Annotated in this window: 19 protein-coding genes; 6 read left to right on the forward strand and 13 right to left on the reverse strand. The window is 53.6% G+C overall.

The window, feature by feature from the left end:
* Nucleotides 1-289 precede the first annotated feature (289 nt).
* Both QOL74_RS13990 and QOL74_RS13995 read left to right on the forward strand, forming a co-directional pair.
* Complete coding sequence (locus QOL74_RS13990; RefSeq protein WP_283410117.1) at nt 290-835, forward strand: sigma-70 family RNA polymerase sigma factor; 546 nt, start codon at nt 290-292, stop codon at nt 833-835.
* Nucleotides 828-2,144 (forward strand): hypothetical protein, encoded by a 1,317-nt coding sequence (locus QOL74_RS13995; RefSeq protein WP_283410118.1) that lies wholly within the window; start codon nt 828-830, stop codon nt 2,142-2,144. Before QOL74_RS13990 ends, QOL74_RS13995 begins: the two co-directional genes overlap by 8 nt.
* 226 nt (nt 2,145-2,370) lie before the next feature.
* Here QOL74_RS13995 and QOL74_RS14000 read toward each other — a convergent pair whose 3' ends face one another.
* Complete coding sequence (locus QOL74_RS14000) at nt 2,371-2,592, reverse strand: DUF4143 domain-containing protein (RefSeq protein ID WP_346771756.1); 222 nt, start codon at nt 2,590-2,592, stop codon at nt 2,371-2,373.
* Between the two features lie 346 nt (nt 2,593-2,938).
* Here QOL74_RS14000 and relB point away from each other — a divergent pair, with 346 nt between their 5' ends.
* Together relB and QOL74_RS14010 are read left to right on the forward strand one after the other, a co-directional pair.
* Nucleotides 2,939-3,163 carry a type II toxin-antitoxin system RelB family antitoxin gene (gene relB / locus QOL74_RS14005; RefSeq protein ID WP_283410119.1) on the forward strand — a complete coding sequence of 75 codons (225 nt, stop codon included), beginning with the start codon at nt 2,939-2,941 and terminating at the stop codon, nt 3,161-3,163.
* A complete protein-coding gene (locus tag QOL74_RS14010) occupies nt 3,163-3,426 on the forward strand; it encodes a type II toxin-antitoxin system RelE family toxin (RefSeq protein WP_283410120.1) in 264 nt (87 codons plus the stop codon). Before relB ends, QOL74_RS14010 begins: the two co-directional genes overlap by 1 nt.
* A 177-nt stretch (nt 3,427-3,603) precedes the next feature.
* Here the strand turns inward: QOL74_RS14010 and QOL74_RS14015 are convergent, their stop codons facing one another.
* Both QOL74_RS14015 and QOL74_RS14020 read right to left on the reverse strand, forming a co-directional pair.
* Entirely contained in the window at nt 3,604-4,044 is a 441-nt protein-coding gene (locus tag QOL74_RS14015; protein ID WP_283410121.1) for a GyrI-like domain-containing protein, read from the reverse strand.
* Nucleotides 4,045-4,120: 76 nt separating this feature from the next.
* Nucleotides 4,121-5,017, reverse strand: a complete 897-nt coding sequence (locus QOL74_RS14020; protein WP_283410122.1) for a helix-turn-helix transcriptional regulator — start codon at nt 5,015-5,017, stop codon at nt 4,121-4,123.
* Nucleotides 5,018-5,260: 243 nt separating this feature from the next.
* Here QOL74_RS14020 and QOL74_RS14025 point away from each other — a divergent pair, with 243 nt between their 5' ends.
* Nucleotides 5,261-7,465 (forward strand): DUF3160 domain-containing protein, encoded by a 2,205-nt coding sequence (locus QOL74_RS14025; RefSeq protein ID WP_283410123.1) that lies wholly within the window; start codon nt 5,261-5,263, stop codon nt 7,463-7,465.
* Nucleotides 7,462-9,249 carry a CapA family protein gene (locus tag QOL74_RS14030; RefSeq protein ID WP_283410124.1) on the forward strand — a complete coding sequence of 596 codons (1,788 nt, stop codon included), beginning with the start codon at nt 7,462-7,464 and terminating at the stop codon, nt 9,247-9,249. Before QOL74_RS14025 ends, QOL74_RS14030 begins: the two co-directional genes overlap by 4 nt.
* Here QOL74_RS14030 and QOL74_RS14035 read toward each other — a convergent pair.
* The 10 genes from QOL74_RS14035 to QOL74_RS14080 all read right to left on the reverse strand — a co-directional run bounded on the left by QOL74_RS14035 (nt 9,246) and on the right by QOL74_RS14080 (nt 24,447).
* Nucleotides 9,246-11,426: a serine/threonine protein kinase gene (locus QOL74_RS14035; RefSeq protein WP_283410125.1), complete on the reverse strand. Its 2,181-nt coding sequence runs from the start codon at nt 11,424-11,426 to the stop codon at nt 9,246-9,248. The genes QOL74_RS14030 and QOL74_RS14035 overlap by 4 nt on opposite strands.
* Nucleotides 11,427-11,552: 126 nt before the next feature.
* Nucleotides 11,553-11,819, reverse strand: coding sequence for a Txe/YoeB family addiction module toxin (locus QOL74_RS14040; RefSeq protein ID WP_283410126.1), 267 nt, complete (start codon nt 11,817-11,819; stop codon nt 11,553-11,555).
* Nucleotides 11,816-12,064 carry a type II toxin-antitoxin system Phd/YefM family antitoxin gene (locus QOL74_RS14045; RefSeq protein ID WP_283410127.1) on the reverse strand — a complete coding sequence of 83 codons (249 nt, stop codon included), beginning with the start codon at nt 12,062-12,064 and terminating at the stop codon, nt 11,816-11,818. Before QOL74_RS14045 ends, QOL74_RS14040 begins: the two co-directional genes overlap by 4 nt.
* Nucleotides 12,065-12,127: 63 nt before the next feature.
* On the reverse strand, nt 12,128-14,044 hold the full coding sequence (locus tag QOL74_RS14050) for a DUF2207 domain-containing protein (RefSeq protein WP_283410128.1): 1,917 nt from the start codon (nt 14,042-14,044) through the stop codon (nt 12,128-12,130).
* A gap of 207 nt (nt 14,045-14,251) precedes the next feature.
* Nucleotides 14,252-15,244 (reverse strand): DUF4013 domain-containing protein, encoded by a 993-nt coding sequence (locus QOL74_RS14055; RefSeq protein WP_283410129.1) that lies wholly within the window; start codon nt 15,242-15,244, stop codon nt 14,252-14,254.
* A gap of 79 nt (nt 15,245-15,323) precedes the next feature.
* Entirely contained in the window at nt 15,324-17,114 is a 1,791-nt protein-coding gene (locus QOL74_RS14060) for an Ig-like domain-containing protein (RefSeq protein ID WP_283410130.1), read from the reverse strand.
* 168 nt (nt 17,115-17,282) lie between these two features.
* Nucleotides 17,283-18,707 (reverse strand): hypothetical protein, encoded by a 1,425-nt coding sequence (locus QOL74_RS14065; RefSeq protein ID WP_283410131.1) that lies wholly within the window; start codon nt 18,705-18,707, stop codon nt 17,283-17,285.
* Between the two features lie 242 nt (nt 18,708-18,949).
* Nucleotides 18,950-20,779: a serine/threonine-protein kinase gene (locus QOL74_RS14070; RefSeq protein ID WP_283410132.1), complete on the reverse strand. Its 1,830-nt coding sequence runs from the start codon at nt 20,777-20,779 to the stop codon at nt 18,950-18,952.
* A gap of 11 nt (nt 20,780-20,790) precedes the next feature.
* Entirely contained in the window at nt 20,791-22,410 is a 1,620-nt protein-coding gene (locus QOL74_RS14075) for an Ig-like domain-containing protein (protein WP_283410133.1), read from the reverse strand.
* A gap of 24 nt (nt 22,411-22,434) precedes the next feature.
* Nucleotides 22,435-24,447: a protein kinase domain-containing protein gene (locus tag QOL74_RS14080; protein ID WP_283410134.1), complete on the reverse strand. Its 2,013-nt coding sequence runs from the start codon at nt 24,445-24,447 to the stop codon at nt 22,435-22,437.
* Nucleotides 24,448-24,508 lie beyond the last annotated feature (61 nt).

Genomic DNA, 24,508 nt, shown 5'->3' on the forward strand with positions numbered 1-24,508 from the left:
CACCTCCAGATTCTTTTTTCGATGTGGTGAATGATTTCATTATACGGGGGATTAACTCGACACACATGAACCATTTGTCTGGTTTAAATAAAAAAGCAAGTCCCAATTAGTCTGGGACTTGCGGTGATTTCGTAGGACCTTTGGTCCTGGGTCTGTTGGTTATTGGGGTGAATGGTGGGGAATTGTTTTGATTTAAAACCAAACATTTTGTGCAAATCTATTTCTTTTGAAAAGATGTAAGAGAAAAGCCATATTGCCAACGTAGTACTTGGTGAAAGGAGTTGAGAGAATGTCCTTTTCAGAGAATGAGCTCATATCTGAACTAAAAAAGCGGAATCTCAACGCTTATGAATATCTTATCAGCACCTATACCAAGCCTGTCTATTATTTGACCTATCGCATTTTAAATATCGGCAACAGCAAGGAAGATATCGAAGAATGTGTTTCAGATGTTTTTCTGGATGTCTGGTTAAAAATCGTTGATTTCGACAGCGCAAAAGGTAACTTCAAAACCTGGATATTGATCCTGGCCAAATACAAAGCCCTCACCTATAAGCGTAAGCTGAAGAAAAATCACATGGACAACATTGATGATTACCAGCTTGAAGAGTCTGTTGCCATTGAAAACCAGGTCATCGACAGGGAAACCCAGCAAAAGCTGCTGGATACCATTGAAAGCTTTAATGAGATTGACCGGGCACTTTTTATCCGGCGCTATTACTTCAACGAAAAAATCGAAGATATCATGCACACTTTTGGGTTAAGCCGTTCAGCGGTTGACAACAGGCTCTTAAGAGGCAGAAAAGTGATCAAGGAGGCCTTGTTCCATGACTGAAAAGCAAATCCAGACGTTAATGCAGCAACTTGATAATGATCTGTTGGCAGAAGAGTTTCACCATACACTGGGTGACCTTGACATCGATGTTGACGCCATCAGTCAAAAAACCTTTGCCAAACTGAAAAAGGAGCGATTGAAAATGAAACGAAAAAGAATGTATCCCCTACTGGCAGCATCATTGGTGGCAGTTGTGTGTGTCAGCAGTGTCTATGCTTCCGATATTTCAGATTTTGTTAAATCATTCTTTCCCCAAAAGGCCATCTACTCGACCGTTGTGGCCGGGGAAGCCTTCTATCTGGATACACCCCTGCCCTTGAATGAGTCAAACAAGCTGGAAACCGTGATGTTCACCGAGACTGGTTTGGAGATGACCTTAACCTTCCCATTGGCCGAGGATAAACTGCCGGAGATCACCGTTGTCACTGAAGATGGTCATCACTACAAGCCCGGTGGCTACGGTTACGAAGGTGATCATCTGCTCCTCAGCTTCTGGAATGAAACCGATGAAAACTACATTTTTTTCCCCACCAATGCCTTTGAGTTGATTATTGAAGAGAACAGCTATGCAGTCCGTTTAACCGAAGGCACCTCTGTGGTGAATAACGGTGAAATCAAGCCAGCCGAGGAAACTACTATCGACTGGATTAGGGTGGGTTACCAAAAAACTGATCACGGCGTCCACATTTTAACCAACTTTGACGACCCCGAGCTGAGATTGGTCAATATCGGAGAACCGATGTATCGAGAAGTGACTCAAATGTTTAAGAATGAAAATGGCATCATAGGTTCCGCCACTTCCCCAATGACCCATCCACTCCTGGGCTATGACGATGAGAACAACGTTTATACCTATTCACTGGCCCAAGATGCCGTTGGCAGGCCCATCACCCAGTTCGAGGCGCAGGTTCCTGATGGCAAAAAAATCAATCTGAAGATTCCCAGCCTCATTGTTGGCTACCAAAAAACCTTCGACAGCTTTAACGTGAATATTCCTGAAATAAACGAAGAAGTAACCATTGACCGTGAAATTGACCTGAACTTGCAGAAAATGGTTTTGCAAAGCATCAAAAGAACCTCCGCAACAACAGCCGAATTAGTATTTGGCGTCAATACAGGAGGCTCCAATGAAGTCACTGTTCGTGATGTGGATTTTTACAGTGAAGATGTCTTCAGCGGTGAAAGCGTATGGCAGGGCAATACTTGCACCATGACCATCACCTTTGAAGAAGACCTGACAAGTGCTGCATTCAACGCCAGCTGGCCTACCTTTGAAGTGAAAGGTGACTGGGAAATGATGATTGAATAAACCGCTGTGATATTAAGCTTGCTGCATGTTGTTGCTGATGCTACACATGCATGATTGATGATGGTTGAAAAATATAACCCTGGGGACTGCGTCCCCAGGGTTATCAATTATCTGTGGGCAATGGAAAGATGCAACGGTTAGGAGTAACCCATTAGGTTATTTTCCAGAGAAAGTCAGCTGAAGATTTCCATCCCCTTCAATTAGTAAGTCAATTACTATGATGTCTTCATCTCGATAGCAGTACAAAAAACTTTCTTCCCATGTTTTGATAACTTTTCAGGATTTTGCTGACGGTGTAGGTCTCGAGAAGCGCTCCTCTCATGGCACCATTCATCGCTGTTTCAGCACTGCTCCATTTTGTCAGGTAACAAGCAAAACCCGTGTCGTAAAAATACAGTTTTGGTGTTTTGACAGTACGCTTGAGAACACCATTGTGGTAGGGATGCAAATAGAAGATGATCCCCAGAGTTTCAAGAGAAAATCTTTATTACTAACGTATTACAAAGAGGCCTTGTTCCATCCTCAAAATCTATCTGTTCAACGATTGTGGCCGGCGAAGCCTTCTATCTTGAAGCACCCCTGCCTCTTAACTGAACAAACAATCTGGAAACCGTTGTTTTCAGCGTGACTGGTTTGGGGCGTCTCTGCGGTTTCCGAGGTCCGGAGATGGTCCTATGGTTGGCTCCATCACCATCACCCCTTTTAGTGTCTAAACAGGAGCTTTCTCATGCTTGATGATTGACAGGAATCAAGAAATGTAATACAATGTATTCATAAAGGAAGGAGTGTTTGACATGACTACTATTTCGTTGCGGCTAAGCGACGATGACAGCACGTTGATCAAAAGATACGCTCAAATGCACGGCGTTTCTGTGTCTGAATTAGTCAGACAATCCGTATTGGAAAAAATTGAAGATGAGTATGACTTGAAAGCCTACGAAAAAGCTCTGGATGACTTCAAAAAGAACCCCATCACTTATACCCTTAATGAAGTAGAAAAAGAGTTGGGGCTAAAATAATGTATCTAGTCAAGTTCACAGAGAACGCCAAAAAAGAACTTCAAAAACTGGATAAGCATACCAGTAAATTACTCCTTGCCTGGATCAGAAAAAACCTGGAAGGAACGGATAACCCCTGGCAACACGGAAAGGGACTCACTGCCAACAAACGCGGCCAATGGAGGTATCGGGTGGGAGAATACCGTTTGCTGGTCGAGATCAAAGACACCGAATTAATCATCCTGGTGCTGGCTGTAGGACATCGAAAGAATGTATACCTGTAGGAGCAGCTTGTTCTATTTGTGTCTCTGTTCGCAAAAGACGCCGACCAGGGTTGATCTGGTGGCGTCTTTTCCTTTGCAGGTGATCATTCTACCCGACAGTTTCAGAACAGGCAACGTTGTCAAAAATCGGTCATTTGGGACCAGCATCAATCTTCGCTCTTCAACTCCACACATCTCTTACTTCAGCGCAATATAAATATCAATATCAGCCTCTTCCCAGTCACTGTTCAGATACTCTTCAAAATCTCCGGTGAAGCTTCTGTCCAGATCCAGTTTCCAGATTTCTCCCCAGGCTTCTGCCACAGCAGTGACCATGTGCCCATGCACCGAGAATTTGGCATATTTGCCCGCGGGGATTGTTTTCACTGTCAGCTCATCATTCGCTGCCTTCGACACTTCATTACCAGCAGTAACGCAGTATTGGTCTTCGGTGTAGTCTGAGTACAGGCCAATGGCATGGTCGTTCACCTTGTTTTTGATGGTGGCATTCACGCCGCCCTGGTAGAGCTTTTCCCAGAGCCCGCTGATGATTTCTCCCATTTTGGGATCGTTGTTGCCGGTAACGGCGCTGACTCCCACAACGGTTTTTTCTGCCAATGTGACGATTTGATAATTCATTTTTATAACCTCCTTGTGTTTGGTAAGGTCATTATATCCTCCCTAATAAGACAACTGTATGTCATATTAAAAAAAGTTATTCGTATTTTTTCAACATTTTTTCCAGTTCTCGTTTCATTTCCCCGCGCACATCCTCTGGTTCCAAGATTTCACAGTGGCTGCCGAAGGTGGTGATGTAGTGAAAAAGCCATTGCCCCTTTGGGTACTGAATTTCGGCGATGAAACTGCCGTCTGCCAACTGCTGGTAACTGTCAAACTCATCGTAGACCCGAAAGGCCATGGATGGGGATATCTTAAGCTTCAGCTGCACAAAGGTTTCCTGAAACCGGGTTTCCTGGGAGAAGATCTGTTTGGGCGACGGGCGCTGAAAGGTTTCTTCCTGTACCTGAAGTTCTTTAATGCGCCTTAATTTAAAGAAACGGAAATCTGACTGCTGCCGGCAATACCCATACACATACCAGGCTCCGCTTTTGAAGCAAAGCTTGAGGGGTTCTGCTTTTCGCATGGTGGTTTGCCCCTTGGCGCTGTTGTAGGCAAAAGTGATGGTGCATTTGCCCAAAATGGCGGCTTTCAGGGTGCTGAAGGTTTCCATCTCTGTCTCCCCATTGGCCCAGGAGGAAAAGTCGATTTCGATCCAATCGGTATCTGAATCTCCAAAAAGGCTACCCAGCTTCCCCAAGGCTGTGTCCGTTTTCCCCTGATTCACCGCACTCATTGCCTTTAAAGAAGCCATGATCTCTTCTTTTTCTTCATCAGTGATCACGGCTTTGTTCAGCACAAAGTCAGGCAACAGGGAAATACCCCCACCCCGGCCTTTGCTCATGTGAACGGGTATGCCTGCGGCTGAAAGGGTTTCAATATCCCTAAAAATGGTTCTTGAAGACACTTCAAACCGTTCTGCCAGTTCTCTGGAGGTGACGGTTTTTTTATCCAGTAAAATATAGATGATTTCAAACAGGCGATTGATCTGCATGCGCCCACCCCCTGTCAGTATACCCCGATGGGCGGCCTGCCACAAGCCGATTCTTTTCTGAGGAAGTTCTCAAATTTCTGAACAGTGGTACCGTGAGATGCCCGTCACCACCCATCAGCACCTCGAAACAGACTGCAGCTTGTTGAAACTATGAAGAACCCTGTGAAACATGATAGATTCTTTTACGTCTTTGTTGATAGAATGAAAGCGATTCACCACCATTCCTGTGAGGAGATGTTTTGGATGAAAAAAAGTGTTCTGTCACTGATTGCTGGCATCCTTTGTCTGGCGTTACTGTTCTCAACTCTGACGGCCTGTGGAAGGAACCCGGATCCGCTGGAAGACCCATCCCCACCTGCAGAAGAAAGCCCTGCCGCCGGCGATGAGGCCGCTGTTTTGCCACCGCTGGCACCACTTCTGTCGGCGACAGCTTCCTTTGCCTCTTACCAGGAGGTTCCCACGGCCTACACCCCGCAGGTGCCTGCTTACAGCGTGGCCCCCGACCTGTCCAACATCACCAATCTCAGTGATTTTGAGTTCTCCCCCGCCGCCATGCGGCTGCTGGCTGAGAACGGGTTTGTGGTGGTGCCCAATGACTATTATCAGGAATTTTTTGTGGTGTATGAAACGAATCTGTATGAGCCTGTTCCCGGCTTTATTACCACCGACTCCATGCTTCACAACTATCATCTGTTCTTCAGCCATTTGCTCCGGGTGACGGAGCGGGACCACCTGGTACCGGAGCTGAAGGCCCTGACATCTGCCATGATGACGGCCACAGAATCTCAGGCCGCCGCCCTGGAAGGCACCGACTGGCACAATGCCGCCCTGCGAAACCTGGCCTTTTTGGCGGTGGCAGGAAGACTGCTGGACCCGGCCATGCCGGTACCTGAAGCGGTACAACCGGTGGTGGCAGAAGAGCTGGCCCTCATTGCCGCCCATGAGGGCATCACCATTTCGCCGATGATGAACCTGGGACAGCAGCAGTCTGAGCTGGATGCCCTGCAGGAGGATTATTCCCAGTACATTCCCCGGGGTCACTACACCACTGATGATGCACTGAAGTCCTATTTTCAGACCATGATGTGGTATGGCCGCATGACCTTTCGCCTGAAAAACGAGGATGAAACCCGCTCGGCACTGCTCCTCACACTAGCCCTCTCAGAGGAAGACAAGCTGACCCGTTGGGACCGAATTTACCAGCCCACCAGCTTCTTTGTGGGAGACAGTGACGATCCGAATGTGATTCAGTTTCAGGAGCTGATGTACCAAATTTACGGCAATCAGGTGACGGCAGCCCAGTTTCCCGGTGATGCCGCCAAATGGGAAGCCTTTCGGAAAGAAGCTGCCAAACTGCAGCCGCCCCAGATCAATTCCATTCCCATTTTTGATGAAAGCCTTCACCCGGACCGGGCCGCTGAAATCACCGGTTTCCGGTTTATGGGCCAGCGCTTCACCCTGGATGCCGCCGTTTTTCAGCGCCTGATTTACCGGGAAGTGGGAGAGAACAGCCAGGGACAGCGGCGGATGCTTCCCAAAGCCCTGGATATTCCCGCCGCCCTGGGTTCTCAGGAGGCTTACCAGTTGCTTGAAGCCGCCGGAGAGACAGATTATGCCGGGTATGCGGAAAACATGACCAAGCTGCAGACTCATTTTGAACAAGTGCCTCCCCAGTTCTGGAGCGGCACCCTGTACCAGGGATGGCTCTATACCCTGGATGCCCTTCTCACCACCCCAGGGGAAGGGTACCCCGCCTTTATGCAAAACCAGGCCTGGACCCGGAAAAACCTGAACACCTTTCTGGCCAGCTGGACGGAGCTGAAGCACGACACGGTGCTCTATGCCAAGCAGGTATATGCCCAGATGGGGGGCGGCATGGAGGACAAGGACGACCGGGGCTATGTGGAGCCTAACCCGGAATTGTATGCCCGCCTGGCTTCTCTGGTGAGCATGACCCGGGAGGGACTGGACCAGCGGGGACTGTTGAATGAGCAGGATGGGGAGAGCCTGGAGCGACTGGAGGCGTTGGCCCTTTCGCTGAAAACCATGTCGGAGAAACTGCTGGAAAATCAGCTGCTCACTGATGAAGAATATGATCTCATTCGTTCTTACGGCGGCCAGTTGGAGCATTTCTGGCTGGAAGCCCTGCGGGATGAAGGAGTGGATCATCGTTCGGCCCTCTCTGAAAACCCTGCCGCCTTGGTGACTGATGTGGCCACCGACCCCGGCGGCCAGGTGCTGACAGAGGCCACGGGAACCATTTTTGAAATCTATGTGGTGGTACCGGTGGATGGCAACCTGCGGGTTGCCCGGGGAGGCGTCTTCTCCCATTATGAATTTCCCTGGCCCCTGAACGACCGCCTCACCAATGAAAAATGGCGTCACATGGTGGACACCGGTGAAACACCGCCGCTGGCCTCCTGGACAGAAAGTTATGTAGCCCCATGAAACCCCTGAGTGCAGCAAGACGGCCCTCCCCCCCGGAGGGCTTAAGAACCCTGACACTGTTACTGGCTCTATTATCAGTGCTGGGGCTGTTACTGGTGCTGTTATTAGTGCTGCCGGGAGAAAGGAACCCAGATGCCGAAAAAGCCATGGGCAAAGATCCCAGCCGGGTATTGAGTGGTGTTACATCCGAAAACGAAAAGGGTGGGGACGCTGCGGTTGGAGTTGAAGGGAACGCTACGATCCGAGTTGAAGAGAATGAGGCAGGGAACGATGAAAGCAACGTCGGAGGTAACCATGCAGGCAGTGTTGCCGGGAGCGGTGGAAGCACCGGTGAAGAAACCCTGGCTGAAAGCTTTGAATCCTTTAGGGCCCGGCGGATGGCTTTGCCTGAAACCGGGCCGCCCATCACCCTGGTGGCAGTGGGGGATGTGATGTTATCCCGCTATGTGGCCCGGGTGGCCCGGGAACATGAAAATCCGGGTTATCCGCTGGAGCAGGTGCGGTGGCTGTTGCAAAGCGGCAATATCACCCTGGGGAATCTGGAAAATCCCCTGACCCCGGGGCGGGAAATCAAGGTGCCTGAAATGGTGCTGCGGGCTGACCCTGAAATGGCAGTTGCCTTAAAGGAGGCCGGTTTTACGGTGATGTCGCTGGCCAACAACCATGTGCCGGATTTCGGTCATCAGGGGGTGCTGGACACCCTGCACCACCTGACAGCCGCCGGCATCACCTCCATGGGAGCGGGAGAAAATGAGACAGCTGCCTATGCCCCCGGTTTTGTGACCGTTGAAGGAACCACTTTTGCCTTTCTGGGGTTTTGCAGTGATGTCTTTCTGCCCCCGGGTTATGGGGCGGCAGACCATCCCGGGGTGGCTCTGATTCAGCAGGAAAAAATGGCGGCTGCCATTGCTGACGCCGCCAAAAAAGCTGATTTTGTGGTGGTTGCCCTTCATGCAGGCACCGAGTATGACCCCACCCCCGATGACACCCAGGTACAGGCCGCCCGTCAGGCGGTTGATGCGGGGGCCGACCTGGTCATCGGCTCCCACCCCCATGTGATTCAGCCCCACGAAGTGTACCGGGGGAAACTGATTTATTACAGCCTGGGTAATTTCGTTTTTGACCAGCTGTGGTCGGAGGAAACCCGGCGGGGACTGGCGGTGCGCCTCACTCTGCAGAACAACCAAATACTACAGGCGGAGCACTGGGAAGTGTACACAGATGACCAAGCCAGGCCCCAGGTGCAGGCGGCCTGGCTGGCGGGGGACCCCATGCCGCCCCAGCGGCTTTTTCGGGAAGAGCAGGCAGACCTGAATGCCGATGACCACCAGGAAACCTACACCCTGCGAAACGGCCGTCTCACCGTCACTGACCACCATAAGGCTCTTCTGTGGCAGTCACCGGAAGAATGGTGGATTGACGATTTCTATGTTGGTGATATCACCAACGACGGCCGACAAAACCTGAGCCTGTCGGTGTGGCGGGAAGGCAGTTATGGTCCTTACCGGCCATTTTGGGTGGAAACCAATGACACACTGGTGCGCAACCATCTGTTTGTCTACCAGATGGAACCTGGCGGAGAGCACCCTCTGGCAAAGCCTTCCCTGAAAGCTGTCTGGCAGTCTTCCCATCTGGCCCGCCCCAATCACCAGGCCTTTATCGCTGAAATAGACGGAGACAGCCAGAACCATCTGGTGGTGGTGCAGGGGGACTACGAAGACCCGCAGGCAGGCGAGATTGCCTTCTGGAAATGGAACGGCTGGGGGTTTTCCCCCAGCCGTTAATAGATCACCCATCCATAGACTTCCTGGCCGTTTTCATCCACCAACTGTAGCTGAAGCCACAGGTTATAATCGGAATCCACCTCATAATCGGTGACATATATGTCGCCGTCGCTGGTGATCTCTCCCATGAAAACACCTTCAAAGGGGTCTGACCACACAGGGGTTCCCGATGCCACATACACCCAGGTAAACCAGAGATCATAGCCCAGCTCATAGAGAGCCTGCAGTGTTTCATCATATTCATGGTCGCCTTCAAAATCGCCGTCATAGCCTTCGAAAAATTCAGTGACAGTGATGAGGTCCACCTTGCGGTCAGAGAATCCCTCGAACATGACGGAATAACCCTGTGCATGGTAGCTTAGCAGGTGAGATTGATTGGATGCCCCGATTTCATCCCATTCCGGATCTCCGTAGACCTGACGCACCTCATCGAATGCCGCCTGGGAAGAAATGCCCGGCAGCTGGCGGAAACCCAAGAAAATCACTTCCCGCTCAGCACTGTATTCATTAATCATGGCATAAAAATCATTGTATTCGTAGAAAGTGCCCCCTTCCCAGTAGAAGGTGCTGGCGGGCTGCCCGTGGCGCTGGAAGAGCTCCGCCTCGCTGATGCCCAGCAGGTCCAGGCGCCCTGTCTGATTCAGGGCCCTGTAGAGATCCACCGGTACCGGTTGTTCCTGCACTGCTTCTTCCTGAACGGGTGCCAGACCGGCAGCTTCTGTTTCTTCAGTCACTTCCACCGGTGCTTCCGTTGGGGGCGTTTGGGTTGACTGTGCTGGATCTGCGCCACTATTGCCTTTGCCACCTCCCAGGTTCATGCCCACCACCAGGGCAATGACCACTGCGGCGACAACCACCCCGATGCCCAACAGCCATTTTCCGGCACCAGGTTTGGCTGACTGCCCAGCTGACTGCCCAAAGGAAGGTGCACTCTGATAAAGGGGAGATTCCCCTGGTGAAGTTCCCGGCTGCGGAAAGGAAGGTGCAGTGGCTGACGGGTCTGTCGAAACCGGCGGGACTGCTTGCGATAAAGGAGGTGTTAGTGACGATGGTGCTGGCGATGATGATGGTGATGACGAATTCGAATAAGATGCATGCTGCGATGAAACAGGTGAAACAGCTGAGCTTAACGATGATGACTGGGACGATTCAGGAGGCAGAGGTGGCGACTGAAAGGGGAGTGCAGGAGCTGCTTTCCCTGAAGCCATCATTCCCGTGGCCAGCGCTTCCTGAAAATCTTCTGCTGTCTGAAACCGGTCTTTACCCATGACTGCCATGGCCTTCAGCAGTGCTGCCTCAGTGCCCTGAGAAATAGCTATTCCCATAGCTGAAGGAGGAATCAGTTCATCTTCTGCCAGTCTGTCCAGTGATTCCGGCGGCATTTGGCCGGTGATGGCCCGGTACATGGTGGCTCCCAGGGCATACAGATCTGTCCAGGGGCCCTGGTGGCCTTTTGACCGGTATTGTTCTTCGGGGGTGAAGCCGGGCTTCATGATGATGGACATGCTGCGCCCTTTATCCTTCACTGCCTGACGGGCGGCTCCAAAGTCAATGAGCACGATTTGCCCCTTGGCTGTCATGAAAATATTGTCGGGGCTGATGTCCCGGTGAAGAATGCCGGCCCCATGAACTTCTTTCAGGGCTTCCAGCACGGGCATCATGATCATCACCGCCTGTTCTGCAGGTATTCGGTCCCCCTGCTCCTTTACGTACTCTTTCAGGGTAATGCCTTCGATATAGCTCATGACAAAATAAGCTGTCTCATTGGCCTTGAAAAAATCCCGTACCGATACAATGTTGGGATGGCCTTCAAAACGGGCCAAGGTTTTGGCCTCCTGAAGGAATCGTTCCAGCCCATCATGGTAATGAAGTCCCAGGCTTTCAGTGTGGACGCTGACCTCCTGCCGGCCATGACTTCGGGAAGCCAGGTCCTGAGGGAGGTATTCCTTGATGGCCAGCTTCACATCCAGCATTAAATCACGGGCAAGATAGGTGATCCCAAACCCGCCCTGCCCCAGGGCCCTGCCCACCAGGTATTTTCCCTGCAAAATGGTGCCTGGAGGTAAATGCATCTGTGAAAGGGGACCTGCACCATGCTCCCATCCGCATACAGGGCAGATGATTTCCTCATCCCGGTCTCTCATGCAGCCTCTGCACACCTTATCCTCATTGGTCATGCTTCATCGCCTTCTTCCATTCCTGAATTCAACTGTTCACTCTGATAATACCATTTTTTCAGGCTGGCAATCAGCCTTTATCAGAAGTCGCCATCACAAAAACGGCTGGAGGTTTTCCCCCAGCCGTTAAAGATCATAATGTGTCCAGAGACTGATGATTTTCACAACTTGTTCTTCTTCAATTACTTCATACACCAGGCGGTGCTTGATGTTAATACGCCGGGAAAAAGCGCCCTTTAAATCCCCCTGCAGCTTTTCAAAGGCAGGCGGTGTTTGATAGGGGTTGTGACGAATCACATCGATAAGGGCTTTTGCTTTTTTATCAAGCTTTGCCGCCTTAAGATTCGGAATATCGCCCACTGCTTTTCTGGTATAAACAATGGTGTAACTCACCATTTGACCTCATCTTCAGGTACACATTCGTTGATGGGAGTTCCCAACCCTTCAGCAATTTTTTCTTTCATTCCCGGCACGGAAGAAAGATGCAATGTCTCCATCAGGCCATTATAGTCTTCTTCACTGATGATCACGGCATTGCCATCTTTCGTGGTGATATTCACCGGTTCATTGTATTTAATGGTCTGCTCCAGTATCACAAACAGGTTTTTTCTGAAATTGGTGATGTTGGTATTGTACATCAGAACCACACTCCTTGTATGTACATTATAATGTACATATGGAGCACTTGTCAATCTTTCCCTTTACCGGAAGCCGCCGCCTCCGCCGCCTCCACCGCCACCACCACCGCCGGAGAACCCGCCCCCACCACCGCTGCCGCTGGAGCTGCTGGAGGATTTCACGGCGTCTTTGATGGAGGTGCTGAAGCTGCTTTCAGCCGCCTGAACAAACTGGTTCATCTGCTGGTACTGGAGCATGCCGGCACCCATGTACCAGGTGGCCCCAAAGTGATAGCCGTTCTGTTCCATGTTGGGGAAGACCATTTGAAGCTGTTTCATGACTTCTTTGGCCACCCCCAGGGGAATGGCATACACCAGGTAGTGCTCCCAGATCACCAGGGCCGGAATTTCACGTTGGTCCATGAGAGAGAAGTCGGTTAAGAACTTGCGGAAGGCCTTCCAGCGGTGGTAATCTTCCAGGCCCCGTTTTGAAAATCGCTGCATGGAGGCCAGTAACACGAAAGCAATGACTCCGCTGAGAATGGCGGCAAAACCAAGGAAAAAGAGTTCAAATCTGGCCATCACTGCAATGCCGGCAGCCACCAGCGCCACGCCAGCGACCACCTGCAGGGCATACCAGCCCAACGTGGGGTCTTCAAAAAACTGGTGTTTTGCTGCTTCATTTCCCACTTTTTTGCAGAACTCCTGATACCCGGCATAAAAAATCTGACCGGTCTTTTTCTTTTTGGTGAAGGCTTCGATTTCTCCCAGACTTACCCGGACGCCCTCTGTGGTTTCAGACACCCCTGCCACGTCTTTGAACAGGAGATTCATCAGGGCCTGCTCTGAACCTTTCAGCTCTTTCAGCTTGCTGCCCCGGCTCACCAGGTAGTAATCTTTGTCCCGGCCCCGTTTGAAAATGAGGCCTTTTTTTTCGGGGGTGAATTCTTCGATGATCAAGTACCCCCTGCGGGCCAGGTCCATAATGGTGGCCATCACGATGAGGGGTTTATCCTGGTTTTTGTGCCAAAGCCTGCTGAGTACCGCAGGGCTGTAGTCTGCCGGCAGCTCCCGGTAATAGTCACCCATAAATTCCAGGGTGTGGGCCTTGATGAACCGGCGTCTTCTGAACAGTAACCCCGCCAGGGAAAGGATGATTAATGCCGGGGCCAGATAGATTTCTGACCGGTACAACTGCCGCTGTACATTGGCCTGCCGGGCCCACTGTCCCTCTTCTTTCAGAATGGTTTCCAGTGCCTGCCGCCCGGTTAAATCGGTTCCCTGGGGCACCACGTGGATGGGAAAGGTGACGCGGCCCTCCAGCATGGTGTTGGCCGGCAGAGGTGCCACCCGCCAACTGATCTGGCTGCCGCTGAGAATATCCACCTGGCCGTGAAGGGGGCCATGCCCCCAGGCTCTGATGTCTTCGACAGTGGCTCCCGGGGGCAGTGTCAGGTTCACCTGCACCTGGCCAAAGGGGTGATCCCATTCATCACCCACGAACTGATAGTAAAGCTCTGCCACGTCCTGATGCACCTGAACAGCATGGTTGATGCGGTAGCGGAAGGTGTATTGGCGTCTGGTATTGTAGGCGTCGATGGACCAGTCCACCAGAATCCTGTCTGTTCCCTCCCATTTAAAGAAGTAAGTGCCCGTGGGCCCGTAGCTGGTGCCGGGGTTCCATTCAAAGGCACGCCCGTCTTCTTCCACCCAGATGTTTTCAATCTCCATCCTGTTTTTCAGGTACAAATAGCGAAACATGCCATTGAACTGGCCTGAAAAAGACACATCATAGGTTTCGGCCACGGTCATGGAGCCATCGGGGTTCACCTGGGCGTCCACCATCAGGCTGTTAATTTCAGCTGTTCGGGCATACGCGGGCATGACCGTCAGCATCACTGCTGCCACGACGATCATCAACACCCGAAAGCCTTGTATGTGCTTTCTGTCTTTCCTGCCGCACTTCTTTTGGTGAAGGCTTTCACCGTGACGCTCCATCATTCATCCGCCCCGCTTTCCGTCAGTTCTCATTGCTTCATGATTTATAGGTTCCATGATTTATAGATTTTATGATTCACAGGCTTCCATTATGATACTCTTTTACCGTTTATCTTCTTTAAATGACGTATTCTTTCATGACTCATATCCTTTTTTTCCTTATCCTAAACGGACTCCCGATACGATATGCTTTCCCCGGAGCTCCCGATGTCAGGCGCCTGTTGCCTGCATGTTTCTGTAAACCGCCCCATAAAGCAGGGCTGCCACCATGTGTACGTAAAAGAGAAGGATGATTCCCAGAGGATACCCCACATAGGGAATGCCCACCAGCAGCATGTTCAGGGGAAGCAAGCAGAACACCAGCAAAAACACCAGCAGGTAGGATGTTCCGGCACGGCCAATGTTTCTCAGAATTTCAGGGAGCCTGAAGGCGGCTTTCATGGTTCCGGTGTGCACACAGCCGGCCACGGCCATGGGCACAAGAAACGATGCCAGCAGATAGGCAAGACCCGTGGTAATGAGCATGGTATAGAGAAGTCCTGCAGAGATATCTTTTCTGTAGGTGGCGGCAAAAAAGAAAATGGCCACGGCTGATGGCAGCAGGTAATAGACGATTCTGATCAGCAGCAGTTGCAGCCCTTTCAAAAATAGGCTGCCCCAGTCTTCCCATTTGGGCAGTGCCCATTGATGGGCCATGCCCTGGCGATACAACCCGTAGCGATAGCCCAGGGTAAACACTTCGATGACGGGAATGCTGGTGAGCAGGCTTCCCAGCAGCCATCTGGGCCATCCCTTCATTTTCAGGGGGGCCAGCAGTGCCGCTGTCAGGGGAGGGGCCTGGGCCGACGATGGTGACAGTGATGACACCACCCCTGTGGCATCTGCCAACACCCCGACGGTTTCCATTTGCTGGTTCATCAGACGGGTACCGTCAAAGAAAAAATTGCCGCCTTTGAACTGAATCCACTGGGGTGGGTTTAGGCGTACCGTTCCCTTCACGGGAACGCCATCCACATAGGTGCCGTGGGTGCTGTTGAGATCAGTCAGATAAAGGTCTGCGCCGCGCCGTTGGATAACGGCATGTTTGCGGGACATATCCGGGTGCTGAATCACCACCTGATTATGGGCCGGGTCACGCCCGATGAATAAGCTGGCACTCACCCCTTCGCTCATTGAAAAGTGATGGTCTGTTTCTGGCGACATGATGGATTCCCCCCTTTATGAATGCCTCAGGGATTTTGATTCCTCAAGAAATGTTGAATCTTTAGGAAAGAGTGAGTCTTTAGGGATTTTTGCGTAGATCAACGGTGGGATCATAGGGTGGCGGCTCACTGTAAAACATGCCGATGAAACGATCCAGCCAGTCGTCTCCGAAGGCGAAGCCCATGGCATGGTCTGCCGCCTGGGCAGCCGGAGTTTCTTTTTTGTAGCCGATGGCTGCCACCACCAGTTCCTTGATCAGCGAGGCCCAGCTGTCGCCGCCGGCCTGGATGAGTGCAATGTTCAGCAGTGTTCCCACGCCCGAGGGGTCGTAATCTTTAATCTTCCAGATCAGTGAATCTTTCAGAATGGGGGGCAGGCGTGTCAGCCGCCGGTTGAGCATGAACTCCCGCAGTTCTTTTTCACTGCTGATCTTTTCCAGATTCTCCCACAGGGTGAGGTAATCGTCGGTGGCCACATTGATGGTGATTTCTGCCGACAGTCCGTTGGCTGTCACGGCCCGAATCACCGATTGGTCTGTGTCTGCCACTGCCTGTGCCGTCACCAGCATGCGGGGATAAAACCGCCCGGTGTTGGTGCGTCGCCCCGCTGTCTGTTGCAGACAGGCCACTGCTGCCCTTCTGGAGGTGTCAATATACAGATCTGCCTCCTGGGGGGTGCCCAGAGAAACCGCTCCTGGATTGCTGCTGGTCCAGGACACGCTTTTATCCAGGGTTTCATTGGGAAAAATAATGGCATCCAGCCACACCGATTCTCCCGGCTTCAGAAAGAAACCGGCCTTTTGATAGTTTTGATTGGGGGCCGACAGATACGTGCCACCAGCACCCACCTGAAGTTCAACACGCTCTGCCCGGGGCATCACTGCCACCTGGAGCACTGCCAGATCAACGTCCCGGTTATTCCTGTCCACAAAGGCGGTGATCTGAACATCTGAAGGGTTCATTCCCGCTGTAATTCTCACAGTTCCGGAAGCCGAGGTGCTTTCACTGCTCACATAGGCAACACCCCTGTCACGGGTGCGCCACTGAAGTTTTTCGGTGGCATTGTCAGGCACCACTGTATAGGTGACATTGAGGGACTGGCCTGCTGAAATGCACACGGCACTGCGGTGAAAAACAATGGATTCAATGGGGATGTTCCCCACCGTCACCTGAATGGCATCTTTCACGCCAAAAGCCTGCTCCAGTGAAGCGCTCACGCTGGCGGTGCCCACTCCTGTGGCAGTGACCCGGCCGCTTTGATCCACCTGGACCACCTGTTGATTGGATGATTCCCAGTAAACAGCGGGAAAGGCCACTCCGGGAGCTTCCACCAGGGCATTTAACTGAGCGATACTGCCCACTGTTTCCATCTGAAGTTCTCCGGGCTGAATGACAATGCTGAAGTCATCGGGCTCCGGAGGCGGTTCCGGCTCTGGCTCAGGTTCCGGCTCTGGCTGCGGCTCGGGCTGGGGCTGGGGTTCAGGCGGCGGCTCTGGCTCAGGTTCTGGCTCAGGAGGCGGCTCGGGAGGCGGCGGGGATGCTGCTTCACCCTCCACCACAATGGTGTAAGTATCCACAGAACCCGGGTAATAGGCCTTGATCTGGGCCTGCCCTGGAGCGTGGGCACGGATTTCCACTGCATTGAACCCATCACCGATGTACACGCTTCCCGTTGCCACATCTGTGTTGGAAGATTCAATGGATCGGATGGGATCGGCACTGACGCCTCTTCGGGTTACTTCTCCGGGTTTCATGGTGATTTGAATATTGGCATGCACAAAAAGATCCATCATTGATACACACATGAATAAGATCATAGTGGTGAATGTGAGCAATACGATGCCACCAACGGGTTTTCGAAGGTGTCTCATGACAATCCTCTCCCTTTTACTGCCGTCGCCTTGCTGCTGTGTCAGCCGCTGCCTTTCAGCTGAATCAGCCGCTCTGAATAAGTGGAAATGCCCTTTCCTTTTGCTTGAATGAATGTCTTCAGCCTCATCCCATGGGTCGAGGCTGAAGACATCATGCTCTGAAATTTGCTATTTCTTTTTGCGGGAAAGTGTCAGATAACCACCGGCAGCCATGAGAGAAACCGCTGCCATCATTCCCAGAGGCAGCGCACTGCCGCCATCGGTTCGCGGCAATGCCACGGGAGCCGTTGGTGCTGCCGGTGCAGGGGCTGGTGCTGGCTCAGGAGCCGGTGCAGGGGCTGGTACGGGTACCGGGGCCGGCGCTGGTGCCACGGCTGCCACTGGCTGGGCAAAGAGGCCAAAGAGGCTGAAATCAACAACAGTGGCCCATACTTGTCCGTTCTTCATTTCTGAAGGAAGCAGATCCCAGACGCCGGTGGCTTCATTGAAACGGTACAATGCCAGGGTGTCGGCATCAACGCCTTCGGGTACTGTAGGCAGATCCACCTTGATGGTAGCCTGAACACCTTCAAGTCCTTCTGAACGTTCGATTTTCATGAAGACTCCCAGAGCTTCCAGTTCTTCAGGCAGGGCTTTATCTGTGGCAGTCATTTTATCAAGGCTGACGGTTCCTTCACCGCCGCCGGGGAGAAGCAGTTCAATGGCCACCCCTGCTTCGGGGAAGCTGACGGTGCCGGGTACGTTGGGAGCCAGTTCAATGGCTCGCTGGTTGGCGGCCAGGGCAGGTACTGCCACGGGTGCCGCGGAACGCACATAGGTGAAGGTGAACTCGCTGGTGCCTCTTTTTGACCAAACGTCGATGCGCTGCCCGTCGGCACTCATGGTGATGGTGCCTTCGTCACTTGCGGAGGTGCGCACGGGAACCCCATCCTCCCGAATCACCCACAGGTCACGGGCCGACCATTCGTTGTCACCCACCAGTTGAATCTGGCTGAATTTCACGTTGCCAAGGCTGGCCACTCCTGCTTCACCGGCATCCATCCATTCATTGGATTCGGTTCCAAAGCTGGCCAATACACCTGTTGACCCTGAAATTTCAATGCCAACGCCATCGCCTTCCCGTGCCCAGTAGCCGTCAAGGGAATGTGTGGCTGCCGGCACCACTGCCGGAGCTGCTGCGACGAAGTCAAAATAGCCCACTGCCAGCGGATCGTCATAACCCAGATCCTTGTCCACATGGATGGCCAGCTTGTATTCGCCGGAGACCCACCCGGTGGTGTCGATGGAGAGGGAGCCCTGCACCTGGAACTGACCACCCACATAGGTGACAGTCTGGCGGTACTCTTTCACCAGTTCGTAGGGTTCCATGGTGTAGTAGCGGTAGGTGACGGTTCCTGTTGTGCCGTCGGGGGTGTTGTCCTGCACCCGGAAGGTGCCGCTGAAGTTGGTGCCCTGATTGATGTTAAAGTTGATCATTTCCAGGTCATAGTCATGGAAATTTGCAGCAAATGCCATCATTCCTGTTGTCATGGCCAGTACAAGACAAAAAATCAGTGTAAGCATGGAAATGCGCAATCCGACTCTTTTTTTCAAATGGTATTCCTCCTTTAATGATGATCCTCATGTCATCCGTGCTGTTACCGTTACACTTTGTTGCGTCCAAGGATGTCTAATAGTGCCTGAATGTCCCTGATGATCGTTGAAAATCCCTTAAAACCCCTGATGATTTCTCAAAAGATTGATATGATTGCCTGAAGGGTTCACCTCCTTCACAAATGAATCACTTCCTCAACCAGCGAGCTTTGCCCGGCTGATGTTGTTGCTGAGGACTGATATTACTGCTGAAATTCGTTGTTCACCCAGTTTCCCTCCAGGGTATTGCCATCGGCGTAGGTCAATCGGCCTTCACCATGTTGAAAGCCATCCCGCCAGGCACCCACATACTGGTCACCATTGGCCCAGGTGTAGGTGCCCTGGCCGTCCCGAAGGTCGTTTTTCCAGTTGCCGCTGTATTCAGCGCCGTTGGGCCAGGTTTCGGTTCCCATGCCATTACGTCGGTTATTGGCCCATTCGCCCACATACCGAACGCCGTTGGCAGAGAGATAATCCCCATAGCCTTCCCGGTTGCCCCTGACCCAGCTGCCTGAGTATACATCGCCGTCGGGTCCTGTGAGTGCACCCTCCCCGTGGGGAAGGCCATCTTCCCAGAACCCAGTATACACTTCACCATCGGGGCCCTCCCAGGTGCCTTCACCATGGGGCTGCTGATTCACGTGGTCGCCGGTATAACTGCCGTCCCGGTATTCAAAGGTGCCAGTTTCCACCACCCCTGGTGGTGTTTCGGTATTGGCTGCGGCTTCACCGTTACCGCCGGACGTTCCCTCTGCTGCCTGCTGACCTTCCAGCTCTTCCTGACCTCCCTGCTCTCCCCGGCCTTCCTGCGCGGCTGCAGAAGATGATGCTGCCGGGGCTTCACCGGCGGCGGGTTTGTCGCCGCCACCCATGAAGAGCGCCAGGGCAGCCACCAGGATTACCACCCCGACACCGGCGGCTAAAAAGATTATTTTGGGGCTGGTTGCCGGTTTGTCATGTGCTTTTGAAGCTGATTGGAAAGCCGGGGCGGTTGCCGCTGTCCCACTGCCAAAGGACTGGGAAGGCACTGCCGAGGGTCTGGACATACCCGTCACTGGGTCTGATGCCAGGTGGCCCAGCAGCTCCTGCTGAAAATCTTCCACTGTCTGGTAGCGGTTGGCGGCCCGCACGGCCATAGCTTTGAGAATGGCGGCTTCCTGCCGGGGCGTGATGTCAACGCCCAGCTGAGAGGGCGGTATCAGGGTGTCTTCTTCCAGTCGGTCCAGTGATTCCGGCGGCATCTGGCCGCAGATGATGCGGTAGATCATGGCTCCCACGGCGTAGAGATCTGTCCAGGGGCCTTGTTTTCCCTGGCTGCGGTACTGTTCTTCGGGGGTGTAGCCTGGTTTCAGTACCACGGAAAGACTGCGGCCCTTCTCGCCGATGGCCTGTCTGGCGGCACCAAAGTCGATGAGGATCACCTGGCCCTTGGTGGTGATGAATACATTGTCGGGACTGATATCCCGGTGGAGAATTCCCACCTGATGGACTTCTTTCAGGGCATCCAGCACCGGCAGTATGATCTGCAGGGTGCGATCCACTGGGAGCCTGTTATCCTGACTTTTCACATACTCTTTCAGTGTCATGCCTTCAATGTAGCTCATGGCAATGTAGGCGGTTCCGTTGGCCTGAAAGAAGTCCCGCACCGATACGATGTTGGGATGCCCTTCAAACTGGGCCAGGGTCTGGGCTTCCAGCAGAAATTTCTCCAGCCCGTACTGATACTGGTCTTCCAGAGTGCTGGTGTAGACGGTGACTTCGCTGGATCCCACTGCTCTGCTGGCCAGGTCTTGGGGCATGTATTCCTTGATGGCCAGTTTCAGCTTCAGGTTCACGTCCCATCCAAGATAGGTGACGCCAAAGCCGCCCTGTCCCAGGGCTTTTCCCACCAGATATTTTCCCTGAAGCATGGCCCCGGGAGATAAGTGCATGTGAGACTCTGCCGGCGTGCCGTGAACCCAACCGCAGGCAGGGCAGGCGTCGCCCTCCTGCCGGGGAGCCATGCACCCCAAACATACATGTTGTGCTGTCATGCCTTCACCCCCTATGCCTCTGAAGGATCATCATGATCCTCATCGTATCGAATTTCAAAAAGTTCGCCGGACACTGCCAGGTAAAACTGCTGACCGTCTTTCACCGGCACCGGTTCATCGTGGGGCAGCCGCTGGTGATTTTCCGGCAGATAGGTGCCTGTGGAGGACAGGTCGCGCAGGGAGCATATGCCTGTTTCGCCGTCATGCTCAATGACCACATGTTTGCGGCTGATCATTTCAAAGCTGCCGGGATACACCAAGTGAGCGAAGAGAGGATCCCGTCCAATCACCAGAACGTCTTTCGCCAACTCAAGGGTGTGGCCCTGAAACTCTCCCGACAAACCTGTCACCAGCACCCGGCTGCCGCTGTTGATGATGACCGGCGGTTCCACCCGTCTGGTCAGGTTCGCCGGCGGCTCTTCCCGGGCTTCGGCAGGCGATGCCCCCTCCCTGGCCATGACAGGTGAGGCTCCCTGCTTGCTGGGTTTTTTCTCTGACAGACTCACAACGCCTGATTTTTCTTTTTTCTTTTTCAGAATAATCATCAGGATTGCCACGCCTACCACTGCCGCAGCTGCTGCCAGCCCTGTCATCAATAACAGATTTCCCTTTGTCGGTGCCCCCGGTTCCCTATCGCCGCCATCTTCCGGATCATCAGGATCTCCAGGGTCATCTGGTTCGCCGGGGGCCGATTCTGCTGTGCCTGTTGTTCCGGGCGCCACTCCCGTGGAAGGGGCTTCAGGATTGTCTGAAACGGTGATCTGAAGGGAATCAAAAATCTGCTGCTCTTCTGCAGAGCGCGCCACCACTCGGGTGCTGCCCTCTCCCACTGCGGTGATAAGGCCTTCTTCATCCACGGTGACCACTTGCACATCTGCTGATTCATACCGCAGGCCGCGGCTGGTGGTATCCAGCGGATTGAAAATGACGGGCACCCGGGCCGTTTCTCCCGGGGGAAGTGTTAGCTCTTTCATTTCAAAGGCAATGGCCTCCAGGGGAACGATGACAGTCACTTCAGTCACCGCCTGCTTGCTGCCGTCTTCAGTGGTCACAGTGAGAGAAGTGCTGCCCGCCGTCACTGCCCGCACCCGAAGGGTGCCGTGACTGCCAAAGCTGCCGGGAGAGCCGGCGGTGAACTCCAGCACCTGTTCATCCCCGATCTTCCAGCGAATCCGTTTATTGCTGGCATCTCCCGGCTGTACGGTTGCGGTAACTTCCACCTCCTGCCCCCGCAGAAGGGTGAGGGTGGTCTCAGACACAGCCACCCCGGAAACGGGCACCCGCACCGTCACCTGGCAGGTGGCCCCCACAGAGCCGTCGGGCAGGTTCACCGTCACCACTGCAGTTCCCTGTGCCACGCCTTCCACCCGGGCCCGGCTTCCACCGGCCTCCGGCAATACCCGCACCACGTTGGTGTTGCTGCTGGTCCACTGGAGGAACTGTGTATCCGCCCCATCGGGTGTCACCTTTGCTTCCATCATGGTGGTGCCACCCCGGTTGAGCGTCAGGCTGGTTTGATTCAGTTGGATTCCCGTGGGGGTGATGGCTGCCGCCTGGGTCACTGCCCCCATGAACAGCAGTCCCATGAGCAACACGGGGAGCAACACTGTGCGCACGCTTCTCTGGAACAAGGATCTCCACTCCTTTTAGGCCAGTTATTCTCTGCCCATGTATATGTCTTGCTCCCACCTTCCCCGCTGAACGGAGCCGTCGGGGTGTCTCATAACGCCACTGCCGTGCTTCATACCGTTTTCCCACTGCCCTTCGTAGGTACGCTGACCACTGGCGGACAGCTGTCCAAAGGCGCCTGTGGAACTGCTCCTGTCCTGTGTCCAGGTGCCTTCGCCGTGGGGTTTGCCTTCCATAAGCTGGCCGGCATATTCGCCTCCGTCATAAGAAATGGTGCCTGTGGTCAGCTGGGGAGGTGTCTGGGCACCGGGCGCCTGGGGGGTACTCTGATGCCGGCTGGCACCGCCGCCCAGAACGAAGAAGATGCCAGCGGCCACCAGGGCCAGGGCCACCACCGCTGCTACCCCAATCATCCACCCCCGGCTGGGTGACTGCCCTGCGCCGAAATCGCCCCCGGGACCGCCAGCAACACCCGGGTTGCCGACAGCTCCTGAATTGCCAGACGCACCTGAAATGCCGACGGAAGACGGCTGACTCCAAAAGGCCTCGGCACTCTGAAGGTTGGGTTCATGGCTGCTGTCACGGGAATGCCAGAGGGTTCGAATGATTTCACCCCGTTCTGACAACAGGTAATTGCCGTCAAAGTACACACTGGCCTGGCTGAACTGAAGGTAACTGCCAGGATTGATCACCACTGGCTGTGTTACCCTGACCCCATTCAGATAGGTGCCGTGGGTGCTTTCCAGGTCAATGAGGGTCCACTGCCGGTTTTCACACACCAGCCGGGCATGGTACCGGGAGACGGTGTCGTCCCGAATGACGATGTCGTTATCCATGGCCCTGCCCACCGTCAGCGTTGTCACCACTGATTCCTGCCCATGAGGCTGTGCCATCACCGGGCGGTTTGCCAGTACATCCACCGACTCACTGCCGGTGGGCTGGCGGTGATGCCGCATGGCCGATACTTCCCACGGGTTGGGATCAGCCCTGGTCCCTTGAGATTGCGGAGGATGCGAAGGATGTTGGGGCTGCTGAGGCTCTGCTGCCGGCTGAACCGGCACTGCGGCCCGGGAGGCTCCCTGAAACAAGGCATTTTGAAATGCGGTGACAGACTGATACCGGTCTTCAGGCCGAGGGGCCAGGGCGGTTTCAATGGCCAGAAGTCTGGTCTCCGGCAGTTGGTCTGAAATCCAGTCGGGCCACCGGAGGGTATCTGCTTCCATTCGCTCCAGGGCATCGGGGGGCATGGTGCCGGTGATGGCCTGGAAAAAGGTGGCGGCCACGGCATACACGTCTGTCCAGGGGCCCTGGTTTCCTTTTTGCCGATACTGCTCCGGCGGAGCATAGCCGGGTTTCAGGATAATGGAGTATTGCCGGTTCTGCTGATTCATGGCATGACGGGCTGCCCCAAAGTCCAGAATCATCACCCGCCCATGTCGACTGATATAAATGTTGTCAGGGCTGATGTCCCGGTGAAGCATACCGGCTTCATGCACGGTGCTGAGGGCATCCATCACCGGCATCATGATCTGAAGTGCTTCATCAAAGGCAAGGACCGACTGGCGGCTTTTCAAATAGTCACTGAGGGCCACCCCTTCAATGTAGGGCATCACCAGATAGGCTGTCTGGTGACTCTCGAAAAAATCCTGCACCGAGACAATGTTGGGATGCCCTTCAAACTTGGCCAGGGTTCTGCCTTCTTCCAGAAATTTTTCCATTCCGTACTGGTACTGCTCCATCTGCTGCTGGTGGTAAAGGGCGACAGAACAGCCGTCCTGGTCACGGGTCACCAGTTCCCGGGGAAAGTATTCCTTAATGGCCAGCACTCTGTCCAGGTAAAGGTCACGGGCAATATAGGTAATGCCGAAACCACCCTGTCCCAGGGCTCTGCCCACCAGGTATTTGCCATGGAGCAGAGTTCCCGGCGGCAGATGCAGGGCAGATGAAGCCGGGCTGCCTGCCAGCCAGCCGCATATGGCGCAATGGGCTTCAGAGCCTCCCTGGGCCATGCATCCCATGCAATAGGCGGTATTTTCCATCTTTCATCACCCTTATCTGTCACAGTCTGAATCCGTCGGCCGCTGTCGAATTAAGCCTGTT

It is taken from the genome of Anoxynatronum buryatiense (assembly GCF_900182905.1).
Lineage (GTDB): Bacteria > Bacillota > Clostridia > Peptostreptococcales > Tindalliaceae > Anoxynatronum > Anoxynatronum buryatiense.

Bases quoted from the DNA above. Each gene is read 5' to 3' on its own strand.
- QOL74_RS14025 (WP_283410123.1), top strand. From the start codon at position 5,261: ATGAAAAAAAGTGTTCTGTCACTGATTGCTGGCATCCTTTGTCTGGCG.
- QOL74_RS14045 (WP_283410127.1), bottom strand. From the start codon at position 12,064: ATGTACAATACCAACATCACCAATTTCAGAAAAAACCTGTTTGTGATA.
- QOL74_RS14060 (WP_283410130.1), bottom strand. From the start codon at position 17,114: ATGAGACACCTTCGAAAACCCGTTGGTGGCATCGTATTGCTCACATTC.
- QOL74_RS14030 (WP_283410124.1), top strand. From the start codon at position 7,462: ATGAAACCCCTGAGTGCAGCAAGACGGCCCTCCCCCCCGGAGGGCTTA.
- QOL74_RS13995 (WP_283410118.1), top strand. From the start codon at position 828: ATGACTGAAAAGCAAATCCAGACGTTAATGCAGCAACTTGATAATGAT.
- QOL74_RS14020 (WP_283410122.1), bottom strand. From the start codon at position 5,017: ATGCAGATCAATCGCCTGTTTGAAATCATCTATATTTTACTGGATAAA.
- QOL74_RS13990 (WP_283410117.1), top strand. From the start codon at position 290: ATGTCCTTTTCAGAGAATGAGCTCATATCTGAACTAAAAAAGCGGAAT.
- QOL74_RS14035 (WP_283410125.1), bottom strand. From the start codon at position 11,426: ATGACCAATGAGGATAAGGTGTGCAGAGGCTGCATGAGAGACCGGGAT.
- QOL74_RS14080 (WP_283410134.1), bottom strand. From the start codon at position 24,447: ATGGAAAATACCGCCTATTGCATGGGATGCATGGCCCAGGGAGGCTCT.
- QOL74_RS14070 (WP_283410132.1), bottom strand. From the start codon at position 20,779: ATGACAGCACAACATGTATGTTTGGGGTGCATGGCTCCCCGGCAGGAG.
- QOL74_RS14015 (WP_283410121.1), bottom strand. From the start codon at position 4,044: ATGAATTATCAAATCGTCACATTGGCAGAAAAAACCGTTGTGGGAGTC.
- relB (WP_283410119.1), top strand. From the start codon at position 2,939: ATGACTACTATTTCGTTGCGGCTAAGCGACGATGACAGCACGTTGATC.
- QOL74_RS14050 (WP_283410128.1), bottom strand. From the start codon at position 14,044: ATGATGGAGCGTCACGGTGAAAGCCTTCACCAAAAGAAGTGCGGCAGG.
- QOL74_RS14055 (WP_283410129.1), bottom strand. From the start codon at position 15,244: ATGTCGCCAGAAACAGACCATCACTTTTCAATGAGCGAAGGGGTGAGT.
- QOL74_RS14010 (WP_283410120.1), top strand. From the start codon at position 3,163: ATGTATCTAGTCAAGTTCACAGAGAACGCCAAAAAAGAACTTCAAAAA.